General features: G+C 68.3%; 12 protein-coding genes. All 12 read right to left on the bottom strand.

The features are described 5' to 3' along the window. Positions 1-226: 226 nt before the first annotated feature. The 12 genes from OG899_RS10580 to rplK all read right to left on the bottom strand — a co-directional run bounded on the left by OG899_RS10580 (position 227) and on the right by rplK (position 20838). The gene (locus OG899_RS10580; RefSeq protein WP_168131550.1) at positions 227-3364 is read right to left on the bottom strand and encodes a glycosyl hydrolase 115 family protein; all 3138 of its coding nucleotides are present in this window, start codon (positions 3362-3364) and stop codon (positions 227-229) included. 213 nt (positions 3365-3577) lie between these two features. Next, a complete protein-coding gene (gene tuf / locus OG899_RS10585) occupies positions 3578-4771 on the bottom strand; it encodes an elongation factor Tu (RefSeq protein WP_125496524.1) in 1194 nt (397 codons plus the stop codon). A gap of 166 nt (positions 4772-4937) precedes the next feature. Next, the gene (gene fusA / locus OG899_RS10590; protein ID WP_189428142.1) at positions 4938-7064 is read right to left on the bottom strand and encodes an elongation factor G; all 2127 of its coding nucleotides are present in this window, start codon (positions 7062-7064) and stop codon (positions 4938-4940) included. 39 nt (positions 7065-7103) lie between these two features. Continuing rightward, positions 7104-7574 carry a 30S ribosomal protein S7 gene (rpsG, locus tag OG899_RS10595; RefSeq protein ID WP_125496526.1) on the bottom strand — a complete coding sequence of 157 codons (471 nt, stop codon included), beginning with the start codon at positions 7572-7574 and terminating at the stop codon, positions 7104-7106. A 2-nt stretch (positions 7575-7576) separates the two neighbouring features. Continuing rightward, the gene (gene rpsL, locus OG899_RS10600; protein WP_003948652.1) at positions 7577-7948 is read right to left on the bottom strand and encodes a 30S ribosomal protein S12; all 372 of its coding nucleotides are present in this window, start codon (positions 7946-7948) and stop codon (positions 7577-7579) included. Between the two features lie 1035 nt (positions 7949-8983). Continuing rightward, on the bottom strand, positions 8984-12883 hold the full coding sequence (locus OG899_RS10605; RefSeq protein ID WP_125496527.1) for a DNA-directed RNA polymerase subunit beta': 3900 nt from the start codon (positions 12881-12883) through the stop codon (positions 8984-8986). Between the two features lie 93 nt (positions 12884-12976). Next, on the bottom strand, positions 12977-16462 hold the full coding sequence (rpoB, locus tag OG899_RS10610; protein WP_189428143.1) for a DNA-directed RNA polymerase subunit beta: 3486 nt from the start codon (positions 16460-16462) through the stop codon (positions 12977-12979). Between the two features lie 662 nt (positions 16463-17124). Beyond that, positions 17125-17517 (bottom strand): 50S ribosomal protein L7/L12, encoded by a 393-nt coding sequence (gene rplL / locus OG899_RS10615; RefSeq protein WP_125496529.1) that lies wholly within the window; start codon positions 17515-17517, stop codon positions 17125-17127. Positions 17518-17628: 111 nt separating this feature from the next. Then, complete coding sequence (gene rplJ / locus OG899_RS10620) at positions 17629-18159, bottom strand: 50S ribosomal protein L10 (RefSeq protein WP_125496530.1); 531 nt, start codon at positions 18157-18159, stop codon at positions 17629-17631. A 300-nt stretch (positions 18160-18459) separates the two neighbouring features. Beyond that, positions 18460-19338: an LppX_LprAFG lipoprotein gene (locus tag OG899_RS10625; RefSeq protein ID WP_168131549.1), complete on the bottom strand. Its 879-nt coding sequence runs from the start codon at positions 19336-19338 to the stop codon at positions 18460-18462. Positions 19339-19583: 245 nt separating this feature from the next. Beyond that, the gene (gene rplA / locus OG899_RS10630) at positions 19584-20309 is read right to left on the bottom strand and encodes a 50S ribosomal protein L1 (protein ID WP_125496532.1); all 726 of its coding nucleotides are present in this window, start codon (positions 20307-20309) and stop codon (positions 19584-19586) included. Between the two features lie 94 nt (positions 20310-20403). Continuing rightward, positions 20404-20838 carry a 50S ribosomal protein L11 gene (gene rplK / locus OG899_RS10635; RefSeq protein WP_125496533.1) on the bottom strand — a complete coding sequence of 145 codons (435 nt, stop codon included), beginning with the start codon at positions 20836-20838 and terminating at the stop codon, positions 20404-20406. Positions 20839-21061: the final 223 nt, after the last annotated feature.

The following is a 21061-nucleotide window of genomic DNA, read 5'->3' on the forward strand; positions in this document are numbered from 1 at the left end:
TCCTAGTGTTACCCGCGTGCAAACGCCGAGCCCACACCGGGTGTTCCGTGGCCTCCGTCATGGAGACGCAGCTCTCCCAGGGCACAGACGTCGCTTCCCCTGGGCCCGGGACCGGCCCGGCGTCCGCTCCGCGCTGGCCGCGCCGTCCCCTCCCCCGCCCGAGAGCCCGGCCCGTCCGCCCGCGGCGCGCCGGCCGGGCGGCCCCCTCCGCCGCCCGGCCGCGCCGTCAGCGGATCCGCCGGCTCTCCGCGGGCCCCAGGTACGTCTCCGGCAGCCCGCCCGTGTCGATCAGCAGGCGCTGCACCACCACCGTGGGGTCCACCGCCCAGAAGACCAGGCGGTGGGTGCCCGGGCCGGTCAGCCGGTGCCGGGTCGCCGTGCGGTTGACGTTGTCGGAGGTGTTGCGCGCCCACTGGATGTTCATGGCCCCGTCGTCGGAGCCGGTGGCGGCGATGATGTCGACGGTCTGCGGCGGCGCGTCGTCGAACGAGACCGCGTAGCGCAGGGCACCGCCGGTCGGCAGGACCGGGTTGCGCGGGGACAGCTCCGCCCAGACGGTGACCTCGTCGCCCGGTGCCACGGTCAGCAGCGTCACCTCGTACTCCAGGCGGGGCGCCATCTTCCGCCCCGGGACCTGGGTCGGTGCCGTCACCGGCCACAGGGTCATGCCCGAGGTCGTCCGGCCGATGCCGTCCAGGCGGCGCCAGGTGCCCACCGCGCGGTCGTGGTGCTCGGCGTCGACGGCGACATAGCCGCCCGCCTCGACGAAGCCCTTCAGGCCCCGTCGGGAGGGGGTGCGGGCCGTGCAGGTCACGGTCACCGACTCGCCGGCGCCGGTGACGGTCAGGGTGGCCCGTGCGCCGTCGTGCGGGACGCGGTCGAAGTCGGCGCGGACCTCCAGGCGCACCTGCTGCCGCACCCGGCCGCGGGGCCGGTCCACCGACAGCCAGGGCGCGGAGGTCTCCACCCGGTAGTCGAAGGGGGTCCGGCCCCGGTTGAAGAGCTCCACGTACTGCTGCGGGCAAGTCTGGTACGGGCTGAACTCGGGCAGCTCGGCCCGCCTGCCGCCGGCTCCGCCCGGCCACCACAGGCCCGCGTCCTCCGCGCCGTCCACGGACACGCCGAGCGCGGCCGCCTCGGGCACCTCGATCCGCCGCACCGCCGGGAACAGCACGTCCGGCAGGGCCACGCTGTCCTTCTCCGGCTGCTGCCAGCCGGCGTCGGGGCCGTAGCGGTCCACGTCGCCGTAGTCGATGTGCGGCTGGGTCTGGAAGCCCTTCCATTTGCCGCCGGCCACCTGCTCGTTGAAGCGGCCGGCGAGGGCGAAGTCCCGCTGCAGCCCGTCCTCGGCCTGCTGGGCGAGGTCGTTGGTGGCGGCCCGGCCCTGGCGGGCGTAGAGGAGATTGGTGAACTCCGCCTGGCGCAGCGCGTACAGGTTGGCGGTGGCCTCCACCTCGTAGCCGACCAGCTCGAACCAGGCGTCCTGGAGCCGGCCGGGCAGCCGCCGCGCCACCCGGTCCGCCTTCTTCTTCAGGTCCTGCCACTCCTCGGTCACCCGTTCCAGCTCACGGTGGGCGAAGTAGTACGGCGTCTGCTGGTCGTCGTAGACGACCTCGCCGTCGCGCAGGGTGATGCGGCGGTTGAGCAGCTCCGGTTTGCGGCGGGCCTGGAGCCGGCCGTAGGCGGACAGGATCCCGGCGATGTCCTCGGCGGCCGTGTCGCCGAAGTTCTGCCGGGCGTAGCGCCGTTCCCACTCGGTGAGCCGGTCCTGCGGCCAGCGGTCGGGGTCCCAGGCGTAGGTGAGGAAGAACTCGGTGGGCAGTTCGTTGCCCTTCAGGTCGCCGACGTTGGCCACCCACAGGCCGTGGTTGCCGTAGGCGTGGGCCTGGTGCAGCTGGTCCCAGACGTTGGTGAGGTTGGCGGTGTCGACCCACTTGTAGTTGCGGCCGACGCCGACGTAGTCGAAGTGGTAGTACAGGCCGTAGCCGCCGCGGCGGGCCGGCTCGGCGGGGTCGGGGTGCTTGCGGATGTTGCCCCAGTTGTCGTCGGTGAGCACCACGGTGACGTCGTCGGGGACGCGCAGGCCGCGGTCCCAGTAGCGCTGGACCTCCTTGTACAGGGTCCACACCTGCGGGGTGCGGTCGGCGGGCTTGCCGGTGACCTCCTCGATGATCCGGCGCTGCGCCGCGATGATCTCCTGCATCAGCTCGATGCCGTCGCCGTCGGGCAGGCTGGTGTCGCCGTTGCCGCGCATGCCGAGGGTGACCACCCCCTCGAAGCCCTGGTCGACCATGCGCTGCATGCCGTCGCGCCAGTACTTCTCGATGGCCGCGGCGTTGCGGACGTAGGACCACTCGCCGGTGCCGCCGTAGGGGTCGTGGCCGGGGGTGACGATGGCACCGGAGGAGTCGCGCACGGCGGGCGTCGCGTGCCGGTTCCACTCCTCGATGCCGCGCATCATCGGCGCCTCGTGGGAGGTGCCCATGACGATGCCGTACTCGGAGGCGCGCCGGTGGTTGTCGGGGTCGTCCTCGGCGAAGGCCCGGCCCCACACGGCCGGCCAGAGGTAGTTGGCCTTCAGGCGCAGCAGCAGCTCGAAGACCTTGGCGTAGAAGTCGGCGGTGAAGCCGCCGGGGTAGCCCTCGGCCTTGCCGGGGCCGAAGTAGGCGGGTGCCCAGGTGCCGAGCGCCGGGTTCTCGTCGTTGATGAAGATGCCCCGGTACTTCACCGCGGGGGTGCCCTGGGTGTGGCGGCCCGGCAGGATCCAGATGCGGTCGCGGTGGACGGGCGGCACGTCGTCCCACCAGTACCAGGGGGAGACGCCGATGCCGTACGAGACGTCGTAGGCCCCGAAGATGGTGCCGCGCGGGTCGCTGCCCGCGATGACCAGGGCCTGTTCGACGCCGGGCATCGGGTGGTCCACGACGGTCTGCAGCGAGGTCTCCCAGCTGCCGCGCACGCCGCTGACATCCAGCTTCCCGGAGCGGACCAGGGCGTCGACCAGCGGGCTGCGGCCGATGGTCCCGACGAGGACGGCGCGGCGGGCGATCGTCCTGCCGGGCCGTACCCCGGTGACCCGGGCGATGTCGGCGCGCAGGTCCTCGGCGGCCCGGACGACCCCGGGATGGTCGTCGTCGCTCACCAGGACCGGGGCGCCGACCAGCGGAAAGGCGCCGGGGTGCGGGCGGTGGGCGGCGAAGGAGACGTACGCCCCCCAGTCCGTCACCCGCAGCCCGCCGGCCTGCTCCCGGCCGGTCTCCTCCCCCGCCGCCCACGCGGTTCCTCCCGCGGCCAGGGACGACATCGTCGGCACCGCGGCCAGACCGGCTCCCAGGACGGCTCTGCGGCTGACGTGCGCAGGCATGGCAGACCCCTCTCACCCGAATTTGGTCAGCGGCATGACAAATAGTGAGGGCAGTGACGCACGGGGACCAGGGGTCGGAGGAGTCGAATAGTTTCGAGACGCCGCCGTAAGACGCCGCCGTGCCCGCAGGCATGTGAAAGGGCCCGTACGACCGGGGTCGTACGGGCCCTGACAGGTGCTCGCAGGAGCGACCGGGTTTCAGACCGTCAAGGATTACTTGATGATCTTGGTGACCTGGCCGGCGCCGACGGTCCGGCCACCCTCACGGATGGCGAACTTCAGGCCCTCCTCCATGGCGACGGGCTGGATGAGCTCCACCTTCATCTCGGTGTTGTCACCCGGCATGACCATCTCGGTGCCCTCGGGGAGGCTCACCACACCGGTCACGTCCGTCGTACGGAAGTAGAACTGCGGGCGGTAGTTGTTGAAGAACGGCGTGTGGCGGCCACCCTCGTCCTTGGAGAGGATGTAGGCCTGCGCCTCGAACTCGGTGTGCGGGGTGACCGAGCCCGGCTTGATGATGACCTGGCCGCGCTCGACGTCCTCGCGCTTGACACCACGGAGCAGCAGACCGACGTTCTCACCGGCCTGGCCCTCGTCGAGCAGCTTGCGGAACATCTCGATGCCGGTGACCGTGGTCTTGGTCTTCTCCGGCTTGATGCCGATGATCTCGACTTCCTCGTTCACCTTGAGGACACCGCGCTCGATACGGCCGGTGACGACCGTACCGCGACCGGTGATGGTGAAGACGTCCTCGATCGGCATCAGGAACGGCTTGTCGACGTCGCGCTCCGGCTCCGGGATGGCGGTGTCGACGGCGTTCATCAGGTCCAGGACGGACTGGGTCCACTTCGGGTCGCCCTCGAGCGCCTTCAGGGCCGAGACCTTGACGACCGGGACGTCGTCGCCCGGGAACTCGTACTCGGTGAGCAGCTCACGGACCTCGAGCTCGACGAGCTCCATGATCTCCTCGTCGTCCACCATGTCGGCCTTGTTCAGGGCGACGACGATGTACGGAACGCCGACCTGGCGGGCCAGGAGCACGTGCTCCTTGGTCTGCGGCATCGGGCCGTCGGTGGCGGCGACCACCAGGATCGCGCCGTCCATCTGGGCGGCACCGGTGATCATGTTCTTGATGTAGTCCGCGTGACCCGGGCAGTCGACGTGGGCGTAGTGACGCGCCTCGGTCTGGTACTCGACGTGCGCGATGGAGATGGTGATACCGCGCTGGCGCTCCTCAGGAGCCTTGTCGATGTTGTCGAACGGGGTGGCCTCGTTCAGCTCCGGGTACGCGTCGTGCAGCACCTTGGTAATGGCGGCCGTGAGGGTCGTCTTACCGTGGTCGATGTGACCGATGGTGCCGATGTTGACGTGCGGCTTAGTCCGCTCGAACTTCGCCTTCGCCACTGGGGTCCTCCTGTGGAGTGGTTCTGTACGCCTTACTTCATCGGCGCCAGGTGATCTTTGCTGGATGGCCCGGAGTCGGGGGGCATTCCGGCCGCTTCCTCACGGTTCGGGCCGGAATGCCCCACGAGGCTCCGGAGTCAAGCCTAAGGGCTGGAGACCGGGTGGGTTACTCGCCCTTGGCCTTCGCGATGATCTCCTCGGCGACGTTCCGCGGAACCTCGGCGTAGGAGTCGAACTGCATCGAGTAGCTCGCGCGACCCGACGTCTTGCTGCGGAGGTCTCCGACGTAGCCGAACATCTCCGAGAGAGGCACGAGGCCCTTCACGACGCGGGCACCCGCCCGCTCCTCCATGGCCTGGATCTGGCCACGGCGGGAGTTGATGTCGCCGATGACGTCGCCCATGTACTCCTCGGGCGTGGTGACCTCGACGGCCATCATCGGCTCGAGGAGAACCGGGCTGGCCTTGCGCGCGGCCTCCTTGAAGGCCTGCGAACCGGCGATCTTGAACGCCAGCTCGGAGGAGTCCACCTCGTGGTAGGCACCGTCGAGCAGCGTCACGCGGACACCGGTCATCTCGTAGCCGGCGAGAACGCCGAACTGCATGGCCTCCTGGCAACCGGCGTCCACCGAGGGGATGTACTCCTTCGGGATGCGGCCACCGGTGACCTGGTTGACGAACTCGTAGGCCGTGTCGCCGCCCTCGATCGGCTCGATCGAGAGGATGACCCTACCGAACTGACCGGTACCACCGGTCTGCTTCTTGTGGGTGTACTCGACCTTCTCGACCGCCTTGCGGATGGTCTCGCGGTACGCGACCTGCGGCTTGCCGACGTTGGCCTCGACCTTGAACTCGCGCTTCATGCGGTCGACGAGCACCTCGAGGTGCAGCTCGCCCATACCGCCGATGACGGTCTGGCCGGTCTCCTCGCTGGTGTGCACCTGGAAGGAGGGGTCCTCCTCCGCGAGCCGCTGGATGGCGACGCTCAGCTTCTCCTGGTCGCCCTTCGACTTCGGCTCGATGGCGACCTCGATCACCGGCGCCGGGAAGTCCATGGACTCCAGGATCACCGGGTTCTTCTCGTCGCACAGCGTCTCACCGGTCGTGGTCTGCTTCAGACCCATGACCGCGACGATGTCGCCGGCGCCCACCGAGTCGATCTCCTCACGCTTGTTGGCGTGCATGCGGTAGATCTTGCCGATGCGCTCCTTCTTGCCCTTGACGGAGTTCAGCACGGCGGTGCCGGACTCCAGGCGGCCGGAGTACACGCGGACGAAGGTGAGCTTGCCCAGGTGCGGGTCGCTCATGATCTTGAACGCCAGGGCGGCGAGCGGCTCGTCCTCGGACGGCTTGCGCTTGATGACCTCCTCCGGGTCGTTGACAGCGTGGCCCTCGATGGCCTCGATGTCGACCGGGGACGGCAGGTAGCGCACGACCGCGTCGAGCAGCGGCTGCACACCCTTGTTCTTGAACGCGGTGCCGCAGAAGACGGGGGTCACCGTGGTGCCCTCGCCCTTGCCGGAGGCGATGGTGATGCGGCGGATGGCCGCGTACAGCTGCTCCTCGGTGGGCTCCTGGCCCTCGAGGTACAGCTCCATCATCTCCTCGTCGTTCTCGGCGACGGCCTCGACGAGCTTGCCGCGCCACTCCTCGGCGGCCTCGGCGTGCGTGTCCGGGATGTCGACGACGTCGTACATCTCGCCCTTGGCCGCCTCGGCGGACCAGACCAGGGCCTTCATGCGGACCAGGTCGACAACGCCCCTGAAGTCCGCCTCGGCGCCGATCGGCAGCTGCATGACCAGCGGCTGCGCGCCCAGACGGTCCTTGATCATGTCGACGCAGCGGTGGAACTCGGCACCGGTGCGGTCCAGCTTGTTGACGAAGCAGATACGCGGCACGCCGTAGCGGTCCGCCTGACGCCACACCGTCTCGGACTGGGGCTCGACGCCGGCGACGCCGTCGAACACCGTCACGGCACCGTCGAGCACGCGCAGGGAACGCTCCACCTCGACGGTGAAGTCGACGTGACCCGGCGTGTCGATGATGTTGATGGTGTGGTCGACGTTGTCCAGCGCCCAGTGACAGGTGGTGGCAGCAGAGGTGATCGTGATGCCACGCTCCTGCTCCTGCTCCATCCAGTCCATGGTGGCAGCGCCGTCGTGGACCTCACCGATCTTGTACGAACGACCGGTGTAGAACAGGATCCGCTCGGTGGTGGTCGTCTTGCCCGCGTCGATGTGGGCCATGATGCCGATGTTGCGCACCCTGGCCAGGTCAAGTGAAGTGGTAGCCATAAGGCTTCAGTCTTCTCTCGGTTCTCGATGGGGAAGCGACTACCAGCGGTAGTGCGCGAAGGCCTTGTTGGACTCGGCCATCTTGTGGGTGTCCTCGCGCTTCTTCACAGCGGCACCGAGGCCGTTGGACGCGTCGAGGAGCTCGTTGAGCAGACGCTCGGTCATGGTCTTCTCACGACGAGCGCGGGCGTAGCCGACCAGCCAGCGCAGCGCCAGCGTGTTGGCACGGCCGGGCTTGACCTCGACCGGCACCTGGTAGGTGGCGCCACCGACACGGCGGGACTTGACCTCGAGGGTCGGCTTGATGTTCTCCAGCGCGCGCTTGAGCGTGACGACCGGGTCGTTGCCGGTCTTCTCGCGCAGGCCCTCCATGGCGCCGTAGACGATGCGCTCGGCGGTGGAGCGCTTGCCGTTCAGCAGCACCTTGTTGATCAGGCTGGTCACCAGAGGAGAGCCGTAGACCGGGTCGACGATCACCGGGCGCTTCGGGGCGGGGCCCTTACGAGGCATTCTTACTTCTCCTTCTTGGCGCCGTAACGGCTGCGAGCCTGCTTGCGGTTCTTGACACCCTGGGTGTCGAGCGAGCCACGGATGATCTTGTAGCGAACACCCGGCAGGTCCTTCACACGGCCGCCGCGCACGAGCACGATGGAGTGCTCCTGCAGGTTGTGTCCCTCACCCGGAATGTAGGCCGTGACCTCGATACCGCTGGTCAGACGCACACGCGCGACCTTGCGGAGGGCCGAGTTCGGCTTCTTCGGGGTGGTCGTGAACACACGCGTGCAGACGCCCCGGCGCTGAGGGGACCCCTCGAGTGCGGGCGTCTTGTTCTTCTCGACCTTGTCCTGCCGGCCCTTCCGGACCAGCTGCTGGATCGTAGGCACTACTTCTCCGGTTTCTGTGTGCCGATGGGTACAGCTAACCTGGAACTTCGCCGACCCACGCGGTCGGGTGTGTCGAATCCCGCTGAACTCCCGCCGCTAGGCAGAAAGAAGGCGCAGATTGCGGTGGCCAATACAGGCTCTCCGGCGGTTTCAGGCACGCACGGGAGCCAGGGCACACCCCAGGCACAAGGTCTGAGCGTACCTACCTCATTCGCTGTGGTCAAAACAAATGGGTCTGCCCCTCCAGGCCGGATAGCCCACTCAGCGTCCCTCGATTCATCCCGACTTGTCCAGGGTCCCACGGATGACTGAATCGTGCTTGTTCCGGCCGCGTCGACTTGCCTTTGCACCCGCGACTCATCCATGACTTTCGTCACTTCGTGTGCGGTCGAGCCGCCGGCCGGCGCTCCGGCCGGTCCTCGAGGAGGCGGCGCACGGTCCTGACCGTGCGCCGTTCCCCCGGCTCCCCTGCCCCGCTCCTGCGCTGCTCAGCCGACGGCCGACCCTTCGGGCCCTGCCCCGCCCCGGCCGCGGCCCGCCGGTCGCAAGCCGTTCCGCACGGGACCGTCCAGCCCCCTCCGGCGGCCGGTCCACGGCGGCGGGGCACGGTGGACCTCCCGAGGCCCGTCCAGCCGCCCGAGAGCGCCTGCACGACGGGGCCGGGCCCGGTCGGGCAGGCAGGGAAACAGGGACTGCCATCACCCCGTTCATACCCTCCCGGAGCCGTGGAGCCGGCAGGTCTGCGGGGCGCCGGCGGGAGGCGCCCGGGGGGAGCCCCGCGCAGCACCCCCCGAGCGCTGCGGCGGACGAGACCTGCGGCCGGTGCGGCGCCGCACCGACCGTGAGGCGGGCAGCACATCGCAGCAGGACCGGACAGCGCTCCACCAGAGTCAACTACCGCTCGCTGTAAGCGAGTTGATCGCGGGGATGGACGCGGCGCAGGGACGGACACGCTCCCCTGAACCTCGGCGCCTCCCCGCGAACACGCCGAAGGGCGGCCACCCCAGGGTGACCGCCCTTCATGCTGCTGCTCGCTTACTGGTTGTACGGACCGTAGTCGTAGTCCTCCAGCGGCACGGCCTGGCCGGAGCCGGTGCCGAACGGCGAGTAGTCGATGTCGTCGTAGCCGACGGCCGAGTACATCGCGGCCTTGGCCTCCTCGGTCGGCTCGACCCGGATGTTGCGGTAGCGGGACAGACCCGTACCGGCCGGGATGAGCTTACCGATGATGACGTTCTCCTTCAGGCCGATGAGGCTGTCGGACTTGGCGTTGATCGCCGCGTCCGTCAGAACTCGGGTCGTCTCCTGGAAGGAGGCGGCCGACAGCCAGGACTCCGTGGCCAGCGAGGCCTTGGTGATACCCATCAGCTGCGGACGGCCGGAGGCGGGCTGGCCGCCCTCCTGGACCACACGACGGTTCTCCTGCTCGAACTTCGAGCGCTCGACCAGCTCGCCGGGCAGCAGCTCGGCGTCGCCGGACTCGATGATCGTCACGCGGCGCAGCATCTGCCGGATGATGATCTCGATGTGCTTGTCGTGGATCGACACGCCCTGCGAGTTGTAGACCTTCTGGACCTCCTGGACCAGGTGGACCTGGACGGCCCGCTGACCCAGGATGCGCAGCACGTCGTGCGGGTTGGTGGCACCCACGGTGAGCTTCTGGCCCACCTCGACGTGGTCGCCCTCGTTGACCAGGAGACGGGCGCGCTTCGAGATCGGGTAGCTGGTCTCGTCGCTGCCGTCGTCCGGCGTGATGACGATCTTCTTGGTCTTCTCGGTCTCCTCGATGCGGACCCGGCCGGCCGCCTCGGAGATCGGGGCGACACCCTTCGGGGTACGGGCCTCGAAGAGCTCGACGACACGCGGCAGACCCTGGGTGATGTCGTCACCGGCCACACCACCGGTGTGGAAGGTACGCATCGTCAGCTGGGTACCGGGCTCACCGATGGACTGGGCGGCGATGATGCCGACCGCCTCACCGATGTCGACCAGCTTGCCGGTGGCCAGCGAGCGGCCGTAGCACATCGCGCAGGTGCCGACCGAGGACTCGCAGGTCAGGACCGAGCGGGTCTTGACCTCCTCGACGCCCTGCAGGATCAGCTCCTCGATGAGCACGTCACCCAGGTCGGTGCCGGCCGGGGCCAGCACCTTGCCGTCGACCACGATGTCCTCGGCGAGGCAGCGCGCGTACACGGACGTCTCGACGTTGTCCGCCTTGCGCAGCACGCCGTTGGCGTCCCGCTCCGCGATCCTCAGGCGCAGGCCGCGGTCGGTGCCGCAGTCCAGCTCGCGGATGATGACGTCCTGGGAGACGTCCACCAGACGCCGGGTGAGGTAACCGGAGTCGGCGGTCCGCAGAGCGGTGTCGGCGAGACCCTTACGGGCACCGTGCGTGGCGATGAAGTACTCCAGCACGGACAGACCCTCACGCAGCGACGACTTGATCGGCCGCGGGATGGTCTCGTTCTTCGCGTTCGACACCAGACCACGGATACCGGCGATCTGGCGCATCTGCATCATGTTTCCTCGGGCACCCGAGTTGACCATCATGAAGATCGGGTTGGTCTTCGGGAAGTTGCCCGCCATGGCCTCGGCGACCTCGTTGGTCGCGTTGGTCCAGATGCCGATGAGCTCCTGGCTGCGCTCGTCCTTGGTGATCAGACCGCGCTCGTACTGCTTCTGGACCTTCTCGTCCGCCGCCTCCCACTTGGCGATGATCTCCGGCTTCGCCTCGGGGACGATGACGTCGGAGATGGCGACGGTGACGCCGGAGCGGGTGGCCCAGTAGAAGCCGGCCGCCTTCAGGTTGTCGAGCGTGGCCGCCACGACGACCTTCGGGTAGCGCTCGGCGAGGTCGTTGACGATCTCGGAGAGCTGCTTCTTGCCGACCTCGAAGTCGACGAACGGGTAGTCCTCGGGCAGCAGCTCGTTGAAGAGCGCACGGCCCAGGGTGGTGCGCAGGCGGAAGGGGTCGCCCTGCTGCCACTCCGGCTCGCCCTCCTCGCGGGCCGGCGGGGTCCAGCCGCGCGGCGGGATGGTGCCCACCGGGAAGCGGATGTCGACCGGGGCCTGCAGGGACAGCTCGCCCGCGTCGAAGGCCATGATGGCCTCCGCCACGGACGCGAAGGAGCGGCCCTCGCCCTTGACGTCCCGGCCCTCGTGGTCGGTGGTGAGGAAGTACAGACCGAGGACCATGTCCTGGGTCGGCATCGTCACCGGCCGGCCGTCGGCGGGCTTGAGGATGTTGTTCGAGGACAGCATCAGGATGCGGGCCTCGGCCTGCGCCTCCGCGGACAGCGGCAGGTGCACGGCCATCTGGTCACCGTCGAAGTCCGCGTTGAACGCGGTGCACACGAGCGGGTGGATCTGGATGGCCTTGCCCTCGACCAGCTGCGGCTCGAAGGCCTGGATGCCCAGGCGGTGCAGGGTGGGCGCACGGTTCAGCAGCACCGGGTGCTCGGCGATGACCTCTTCGAGGACGTCGTACACGACGGTGCGGCCGCGCTCGACCATGCGCTTGGCGCTCTTGATGTTCTGCGCGTGGTTCAGGTCGACCAGGCGCTTCATCACGAACGGCTTGAACAGCTCCAGCGCCATCGCCTTCGGCAGACCGCACTGGTGCAGCTTCAGCTGCGGACCGACGACGATCACGGAACGCGCCGAGTAGTCGACACGCTTGCCGAGCAGGTTCTGGCGGAAGCGGCCCTGCTTGCCCTTGAGCATGTCGGACAGCGACTTCAGCGGACGGTTGCCGGGGCCCGTGACCGGGCGGCCGCGGCGGCCGTTGTCGAAGAGCGCGTCGACGGCCTCCTGGAGCATGCGCTTCTCGTTGTTGACGATGATCTCGGGCGCACCGAGGTCGAGAAGCCGCTTCAGGCGGTTGTTGCGGTTGATGACACGGCGGTACAGGTCGTTCAGGTCGGACGTCGCGAAGCGGCCACCGTCCAGCTGCACCATCGGACGCAGGTCCGGCGGGATGACCGGGACGCAGTCCAGGACCATGCCCTTGGGGCTGTTGTTGGTGGTCAGGAACGCGGAGACGACCTTCAGCCGCTTCAGGGCACGGGTCTTCTTCTGGCCCTTGCCGGTGCGGATGATCTCGCGGAGCTTCTCGGCCTCGGCCTCCAGGTCGAAGGACTCCAGGCGCTTCTGCAGCGCGGCGGCGCCCATCGAGCCGTCGAAGTAGGTGCCGAAGCGGTCGCGCAGCTCGCGGTAGAGCAGCTCGTCACCCTCGAGGTCCTGGACCTTGAGGTTCTTGAACCGGTTCCAGACCTCGTCGAGGCGGTCGATCTCGCGCTGGGCACGGTCGCGCAGCTGCTTCATCTCGCGCTCGGCGCTCTCGCGCACCTTGCGGCGCACGTCGGCCTTGGCGCCCTCGGCCTCCAGCTCGGCCAGGTCGGCCTCGAGCTTCTTGGCGCGGGCCTCGAGGTCGGCGTCGCGGCGCTGCTCGATCTGCTGGCGCTCGACGGAGACCTGGGCCTCCAGCGAGGGCAGGTCGCGCTGCCGGCGCTCCTCGTCGACGTACGTGATCATGTACGCCGCGAAGTAGATGACCTTCTCCAGGTCCTTCGGGGCGAGGTCGAGCAGGTAGCCCAGGCGCGACGGGACGCCCTTGAAGTACCAGATGTGGGTCACGGGCGCGGCCAGCTCGATGTGGCCCATCCGCTCACGGCGCACCTTGGCGCGGGTGACCTCGACGCCGCAGCGCTCACAGATGATGCCCTTGAAGCGGACGCGCTTGTACTTGCCGCAGTAGCACTCCCAGTCCCGGGTGGGGCCGAAGATCTTCTCGCAGAAGAGGCCGTCCTTTTCCGGCTTGAGGGTGCGGTAGTTGATGGTCTCGGGCTTCTTGACCTCGCCGTGGCTCCACTGACGGATGTCGTCGGCGGTGGCCAGGCCGATCCGCAGCTCGTCGAAGAAGTTGACGTCGAGCACTATGCGTCAATCCCTCTCAGGGTCGTAAGTCTTTCGGTCTGTCGGGGGTCGCCGGGGTCGGCGGGCCGTGGGACCGGGCCCGCCGGGCTCCCGTCAGACCTCTTCGACGCTGCTCGGCTCGCGCCGGGACAGGTCGATGCCGAGCTCCTCCGCTGCGCGGAAGACGTCCTCGTCGGTGTCACGCATCTCGATGGACATACCGTCGCTGGACAGCACCTCCACGTTCAGGCAGAGCGACTGCATCTCCTTGATGAGCACCTTGAAGGACTCGGGGATGCCGGGCTCGGGGATGTTCTCGCCCTTGACGATCGCCTCGTAGACCTTGACGCGGCCGGTGACGTCGTCGGACTTGATGGTCAGCAGCTCCTGGAGGGCGTAGGCGGCACCGTAGGCCTCGAGTGCCCACACCTCCATCTCACCGAACCGCTGGCCACCGAACTGCGCCTTACCACCCAGCGGCTGCTGGGTGATCATCGAGTACGGACCGGTCGAGCGGGCGTGCAGCTTGTCGTCGACCAGGTGGTGCAGCTTCAGGATGTACATGTACCCGACCGAGATCGGGTCCGGGAACGGCTCACCGGAGCGGCCGTCGAACAGCCGGGCCTTGCCGGACGGGAGGACCAGGCGGTTGCCGTCGCGGTTGGGCAGGGTGTTCTCCAGCAGACCGGCCAGCTCGTCCTCGCGGGCACCGTCGAAGACCGGGGTCGCCACGTTGGTGCGCGGCTCGACCCGGTCGGCGCCGATGGCCTGCAGCCGCTTGGCCCACTCGTCGGAGAGGCCGGAGACGTCCCAGCCCTGGCTGGCGAGCCAGCCGAGGTGGATCTCCAGGACCTGTCCCGGGTTCATGCGGGACGGGACGCCCAGCGGGTTGAGGATGATGTCGACCGGGGTGCCGTCCTCCAGGAACGGCATGTCCTCGACCGGCAGGATCTTGGAGATGACACCCTTGTTGCCGTGGCGGCCGGCGAGCTTGTCACCGTCGGTGATCTTGCGCTTCTGCGCCACGTAGACGCGGACCAGCTGGTTCACGCCCGGCGGCAGCTCGTCGCCCTCCTCGCGGTCGAAGACGCGCACGCCGATGACCTTGCCGGTCTCGCCGTGCGGCACCTTCAGCGAGGTGTCACGGACCTCACGGGCCTTCTCACCGAAGATCGCGCGGAGCAGACGCTCCTCCGGGGTCAGCTCGGTCTCACCCTTCGGGGTGACCTTGCCGACGAGGATGTCACCGGCGACGACCTCGGCACCGATACGGATGATGCCGCGCTCGTCGAGGTCGGCGAGGACCTCCTCGGAGACGTTCGGGATGTCCCGAGTGATCTCCTCGGGGCCGAGCTTGGTGTCACGGGCGTCGACCTCGTGCTCCTCGATGTGGATCGAGGAGAGGACGTCGTCCTGGACGAGGCGCTGCGACAGGATGATCGCGTCCTCGTAGTTGTGACCCTCCCACGGCATGAACGCCACGAGCAGGTTCTTGCCGAGGGCCATCTCGCCGTTCTGGGTGGCCGGGCCGTCGGCCAGCACCTGGCCGGTGACGACGCGGTCGCCCTCGTTGACGATGACCTTCTGGTTGACCGAGGTGCCCTGGTTGGAGCGGGCGAACTTGGCCAGGCGGTAGGTGATGTACGTGCCGTCGTCGTTGGCGGTGGTGATGTAGTCCGCGGAGACCTCCTGGACCACACCGGGCTTCTCGGCCTTGACGACGTCGCCGGCGTCGACGGCGGAGCGGTACTCCATGCCGGTGCCGACGAGCGGGGCCTCCGCCTGGATCAGCGGAACGGCCTGGCGCATCATGTTCGCGCCCATGAGGGCACGGTTGGCGTCGTCGTGCTCCAGGAACGGGATCATGGCGGTCGCGACCGACACCATCTGGCGCGGCGAGACGTCCATGTAATCCACGTCCTCGGGGCTGACGTAGTCGACCTCGCCGCCCTTGCGCCGGACCAGGACGCGGCTCTCGGTGAAGCGCAGGTCGTCGCTGAGGGTGGCGTTGGCCTGCGCGATGACGAAGCGGTCCTCCTCGTCGGCGGTCAGGTAGTCCACCTGGTCGGTGACCTGGCCGTCGACGACCTTGCGGTACGGGGTCTCGACGAAACCGAACGCGTTGACGCGGCCGTAGGTGGCGAGCGAGCCGATCAGACCGATGTTCGGGCCTTCCGGCGTCTCGATCGGGCACATGCGGCCGTAGTGCGAGGGGTGCACGTCACGGACCTCGAAGCCGGCCCGCTCACGGGACAGACCGCCGGGGCCGAGCGCGGACAGGCGCCGCTTGTGCGTCAGACCAGACAGCGGGTTGTTCTGGTCCATGAACTGCGACAGCTGGCTGGTGCCGAAGAACTCCTTGATGGAGGCGACGACCGGCCGGATGTTGATCAGGGTCTGCGGCGTGATCGCCTCGACGTCCTGGGTGGTCATGCGCTCGCGGACGACGCGCTCCATGCGGGCCAGACCCGTGCGGACCTGGTTCTGGATGAGCTCGCCGACGCTGCGCAGGCGGCGGTTGCCGAAGTGGTCGATGTCGTCGGTCTCGACGACCACGGTCTGGCCGTTGTCACCGACCGTCTCGGTCTCGCCGGCGTGCAGCTTCACCAGGTACTTGATCGTCGCGATGATGTCCTCGACGGTCAGGATGCCCGCGTCCAGCGGGGTGTCCGTACCCAGCTTCTTGTTGACCTTGTAGCGGCCGACCTTGGCGAGGTCGTAGCGCTTGGGGTTGAAGTAGAGGTTCTCCAGCAGCGTCTGCGCGGCCTCACGCGTCGGGGGCTCGCCCGGGCGCAGCTTGCGGTAGATGTCGAGCAGCGCGTCGTCCTGGCCCTGGGTGTGGTCCTTCTCCAGGGTGGCGCGCATCGACTCGTACTCGCCGAACTCCTCGAGGATCTGCTCGTTGGTCCAGCCGAGCGCCTTGAGCAGGACGGTGACGGACTGCTTGCGCTTGCGGTCGATGCGGACGCCGACCATGTCGCGCTTGTCGATCTCCATCTCCAGCCAGGCACCCCGGGACGGGATGATCTTGGCGGAGAAGATGTCCTTGTCGGAGGTCTTGTCGACGGTGGAGTCGAAGTAGACACCCGGGGAACGGACCAGCTGCGACACCACGACACGCTCGGTGCCGTTGATGATGAAGGTTCCCTTGCTGGTCATGAGCGGGAAGTCGCCCATGAAGACCGTCTGGGACTTGATCTCGCCGGTCTCGTTGTTGGTGAACTCGGCCGTGACGAAGAGCGGCGCGGCGTAGGTGAAGTCGCGCTCCTTGCACTCGTCGATCGAGTTCTTCGGCGGCTCGAAGCGGTGGTCACGGAAGGTCAGGGACATCGACCCCGAGAAGTCCTCGATCGGGGAGATCTCCTCGAAGATCTCTTCGAGGCCGGACTTGGTGGGGACGTCCTGACCCTTCTCGAGAGCCTCCTCGACGCGAGCCTTCCACGCGTCGTTGCCGAGCAGCCAGTCGAAGCTCTCGGTCTGGAGCGCGAGAAGGTTCGGAACCTCGAGGGGCTCCTTGATCTTTGCAAAGGAGATGCGCAGCGGGGCGGTGCTGGCGCCGTTGTTCGTATTCGCGGTCGAGGCAGTGCGCGAGGCGGCCAAGAGGGGGTCCTTCCGAGGGCTCGGACTCACTACGCGCGTACCGGCCCCTCCCCCGCTCACCGGGACGGACGGTGTCCGAAATGGCGAAACGCCAGGTCAGACGCAGGTCGGTCGTCGATGCTCGAGTGAGGGCATGCCCCTGGTGACGGGCAGGGGACAGCTAACAGGCAGCGCAAAGTGACACTGTAGCCACTTGGCCCGCTGATGTCCAGTGCGGGGTGTTTGAGAACCTCGTCGTCGTCACCGCCTGCGGCAGGTCGCCCTCAATGCACGTTGATACTGCCCTCTTCGCCGTCGATCCATGCCTCGGATTCGGATCCTTGTGACGACGCGTCCTGAGAATTGCGCGCTGCGTGCAGTTCCGTCAAGGCCCCCTGTGTCCGAGCCGGACACCGCCGTCGTCACCTGCGGTTCGTCCACCGCGGCCCTCCGGGGGCACGACGAAGATCACCTTACCCCGCCCCGGCACCGGTGCAAGGCCGCCACAGCCACCCCCCGGAACGCCGAAGAGCGACCACCCGGATGGATGATCGCTCCTCGGTGCGTTCGCGTTACAGCCCCGGCGCGGTGTTTCTCCGCGCCCGGGCCGTCAGCACGCGGGAGTCCGTGACGGACCCGTCGAAGGCCGTGGGGCCCGTGCCGGTCGGACGACCGGACAGGTCTTACTTGACCTCGACGGAGGCGCCGGCGCCCTCCAGGGCCTCCTTGGCCTTGTCCGCGGTCTCCTTGTTGACCTTCTCGAGGACGGGCTTCGGGGCACCGTCGACCAGGTCCTTGGCCTCCTTCAGGCCCAGGGAGGTCAGCTCACGCACGACCTTGATGACCTGGATCTTCTTGTCACCGGCGCCGGCGAGGATGACGTCGAACTCGTCCTTCTCCTCGGCGGCGGCGGCCTCGCCGCCACCCTGGCCGGCACCACCGGCGACGACGACCGGGGCGGCCGCGGCGGCGGTGACGTCGAACTTCTCCTCGAAGGCCTTCACGAACTCGGAGAGCTCGATGAGGGTCATCTCCTCGAACTGGGCAAGCAGCTCGTCCTGGGACAGCTTCGCCATGATGGCGGTCCTTCCACTCAAGTCGGCAGGTGCCGGATGTACTGGTTGAGGCGGGCGTACGTCGGCCCGCTGCGACCCGTGCCGTGGGGCCGGGTCAGAAAGCGAGCCGAATTACTCGGCACCGCCCTGCTCGGCCTGCTTGGCGCGCAGCGCGTCCACGGTACGGACGAGCTTCGACGGCAGCGCCTGGAAGACGGAGGCAGCCTGGGACTGCTTCGCCTTGAAGGCACCGGCCAGCTTGCTGAGCAGAACCTCGCGGGACTCCAGGTCCGCGAGCTTCTTGATCTCGTCGGCGGAGAGGGGCTTGCCCTCCAGGACACCGCCCTTGATGACGAGATTCGGGTTGTCCTTGGCGAAGTCACGGAGACCCTTCGCCGACTCCACCGGGTCACCGGTGACGAAGGCGACAGCCGTCGGACCGTTGAACAGGTCGTCCAGCGTCGTGATCCCGGCCTCGTTGGCCGCAATCTTGGTCAGCGTGTTCTTCACCACGGCGTACTGGGCGTTCTCACCGAGCGAACGACGCAGCGTCTTGAGCTGCGCCACGGTGAGACCGCGGTACTCGGTCAGCACGGCAGCAGACGAGTTGCGGAACTTGTCCGTCAGCTCGGCAACCGCGGCAGCCTTGTCGGGCCTCGCCATAGAGCCTCGGCCTCCTTCCGGGTGATTCGGACCGCGCGGACCCGAAGGAGGACTGGGGAAAACGAAACGCCCCGGCGCAGGCGCACGGGGCGGACTCGACCGGCGGCACGCACGACACGCGGACGTACGTGTTCCGGGAGTTCTTCCACTGTCACCTGCGCGGGCCGTCCGCATGTTCAGCGGATCCTTCGGCCACCGCACGCACTTACGAGCGCACGGCAACGACCAGCGGTCTTTGGCTTCGGACAGGAAGAGTACGGGAACGGGGCGGGCCGGAGCAAATCCGCCCCGTTCCGGGGATCACTGCAGGCCGGAGCCCTCGGCGCCCTCGGCGGAGCCCATCAGCAGCTCCTCCAGCTTCGCGGTGTCCGAGGCCGCCGGGGCGGCCACGTCCACGGGCTTGTTGTAGTCGAGGAAGGTGAAGGTCATGTCGAACGGGCCCTCGTCGGCGTCGCCGCGCATGCGGAACTGCTTGGCGCGGTCCTCGCCGTCGACCCACAGGTCCATGGTGATCTTCTCGACGCCCAGGTCCTCGAACTGCTTCAGGCTCTGCTGGTGCTGCTCGCGCAGCGTCGCGTCCTTGTCCTTGTCCTGCTCCTCCATGGCCGTGCGGAGCTCGTCCAGGGTGGCGGTGCCCTGGTAGTGGGTGGTCTTGACGCCGTCGACGGTCTCGGTGCCGACCTCCTTGGTGTCCTTGGCGCCGGTGAGCATGCTGGTGTCCGCCGCCGGGTTCTGCTGGGCCTGGGCGGAGGCGCTGCTGAGCTGGTCCAGCTGCTCGCCGGCCTGGGTCCCGGACAGGTCGAACTTGACCCAGTGCTTGCCGTTCAGCTCCTTGGCGGCCTCGGCGCCGCCGTTGATGTACATGACCTTGTCGACGAGGCGGACCTCGGCGCTCTGCTGGGCGCCCTGGTCGGTCCCCGTCATCTTCATGCTCATGGCAATTGAAGGCTTGATCCGCATCGCGGCCTCGGCCGTGAACCGGCCCTGCTGCGGAACCTGGCCGGTCATGCGGTAGTGGGCGGAGGTGATGTCCTCCGCGTGGGAGGCCGCCTTGGCCACCGCGGCGGCCGCCGGCGACATCTTCGGCTCGTCCTCCCCCTTGCCGCAGCTCACCGCGCCCGCGGCGAGCAGCAGCGCGGCCAGACCGGCACCCCCGGCTCTGCGTACAGAAATCCCCACGGTCTCCCCCCTAAGGAAACAGACAGGCTGTACCTAGCAACGGCCTTAATCTATCCGAACATGATCGAAAATTCAGGAAGAATCCTTGACCGATGCATACCGCCCGTTGGTGAGGAGCGCGCAGGACAGGGTGCTGAGGACCGGGCACAGGGCGTCGCAGCAGGCCGCGGGGCCGCCCGGGAACGGGACGAGCCCCGCACCGGAAGAGGTGCGGGGCTCGTCGCCGACTGCCGGTGAGCCGTGACTCAGACCGCGGCCGGGTCCTCCTCGACGAGGAGGTTGCGGGTGCGGTTCGGGTCGACCGGGATGCCGGGGCCCATCGTGGTGCTGATGGCGGCCTTCTTGATGTAGCGGCCCTTGGCGGCGGACGGCTTCAGACGGAGGATCTCCTCCAGCGCGGCGCCGTAGTTCTCCACCAGCTTGGTGTCGTCGAACGACGTCTTGCCGATGATGAAGTGCAGGTTCGCGTGCTTGTCGACACGGAACTCGATCTTGCCGCCCTTGATGTCGGAGACGGCCTTGGCCACGTCGGGGGTGACGGTGCCGGTCTTCGGGTTCGGCATCAGACCACGCGGGCCGAGGACGCGGCCGAGACGGCCGACCTTGCCCATGAGGTCCGGGGTGGCGACGACGGCGTCGAAGTCCAGGCGGCCCTTCGACACCTCGTCGATCAGCTCGTCGGCGCCGACGATGTCGGCGCCCGCGGCACGCGCGGCCTCGGCACGGTCGCCGGTCGCGAAGACCAGGACCCGGGCGGTCTTACCGGTGCCGTGCGGAAGGTTCACGGTGCCACGGACCATCTGGTCGGCCTTGCGCGGGTCGACACCCAGACGGAAGGCGACCTCGACGGTGCCGTCGAACTTGGTCGTGGAGGTCTCCTTGGCGAGACGGACGGCCTCGAGCGGGGCGTAGAGCTTGTCCCGGTCGATCTTGGCGTCCGCAGCGCGGAGAGCCTTGCTGCGCTTGCTCACAACTGCTCCTGTGGGTTCTGAAAGGAGTCGTGGTACGGGCCGAGCAGACCCTCCCACGTGCGGCCCGGTCCGGCCGCGGGAGTGCTTCGGGGGCTCAGGCCTCGATGGTGACGCCCATGGAGCGGGCGGTGCCGGCGATGATCTTCTCGGCGGCGTCCAGGTCGTTGGCGTTGAGGTCGGGCATCTTGGTCTGGGCGATCTCGCGGATCTGCTCGCGCGTGATCTTGGCGACCTTGGTCTTGTGCGGCTCGCCGGAGCCCTTCTCCACGCCCGCGGCCTTGAGGATCATCTTGGCGGCCGGCGGCGTCTTGGTGATGAAGGTGAAGGAACGGTCCTCGTAGACCGTGATCTCCACCGGGATGACCCACCCGCGCTGCGACTCGGTCGCGGCGTTGTAGGCCTTGCAGAACTCCATGATGTTGACGCCGTGCTGACCCAGCGCCGGACCGACCGGCGGGGCCGGGTTGGCGGCGCCGGCCTGGATCTGGAGCTTGATGAGCCCCGTGACCTTCTTCTTCTTGGGAGGCATGTGCTCTCTCCGGGTCCTAGTGAGAGTGGTCGGCCTCCGGCGGGCGGTCCCGGATCGTCGTCCCGGATCCTCCGGACGGAGGCATACCGCACAACGATAACGGGTAGGCCGTTCGCTCCCCAAACCAGCAGGTGCCCCGGTACCGGGCCCCTGCGCGGGGCACCGGCCGGGGCCGCTGCGGGAGGCCGGGGTGCGGGGGCGGGGCCGCAGGGAGACCGAAGTG

Source organism: Streptomyces thermoviolaceus, assembly GCF_045209695.1.
Taxonomy (GTDB): domain Bacteria; phylum Actinomycetota; class Actinomycetes; order Streptomycetales; family Streptomycetaceae; genus Streptomyces; species Streptomyces thermoviolaceus.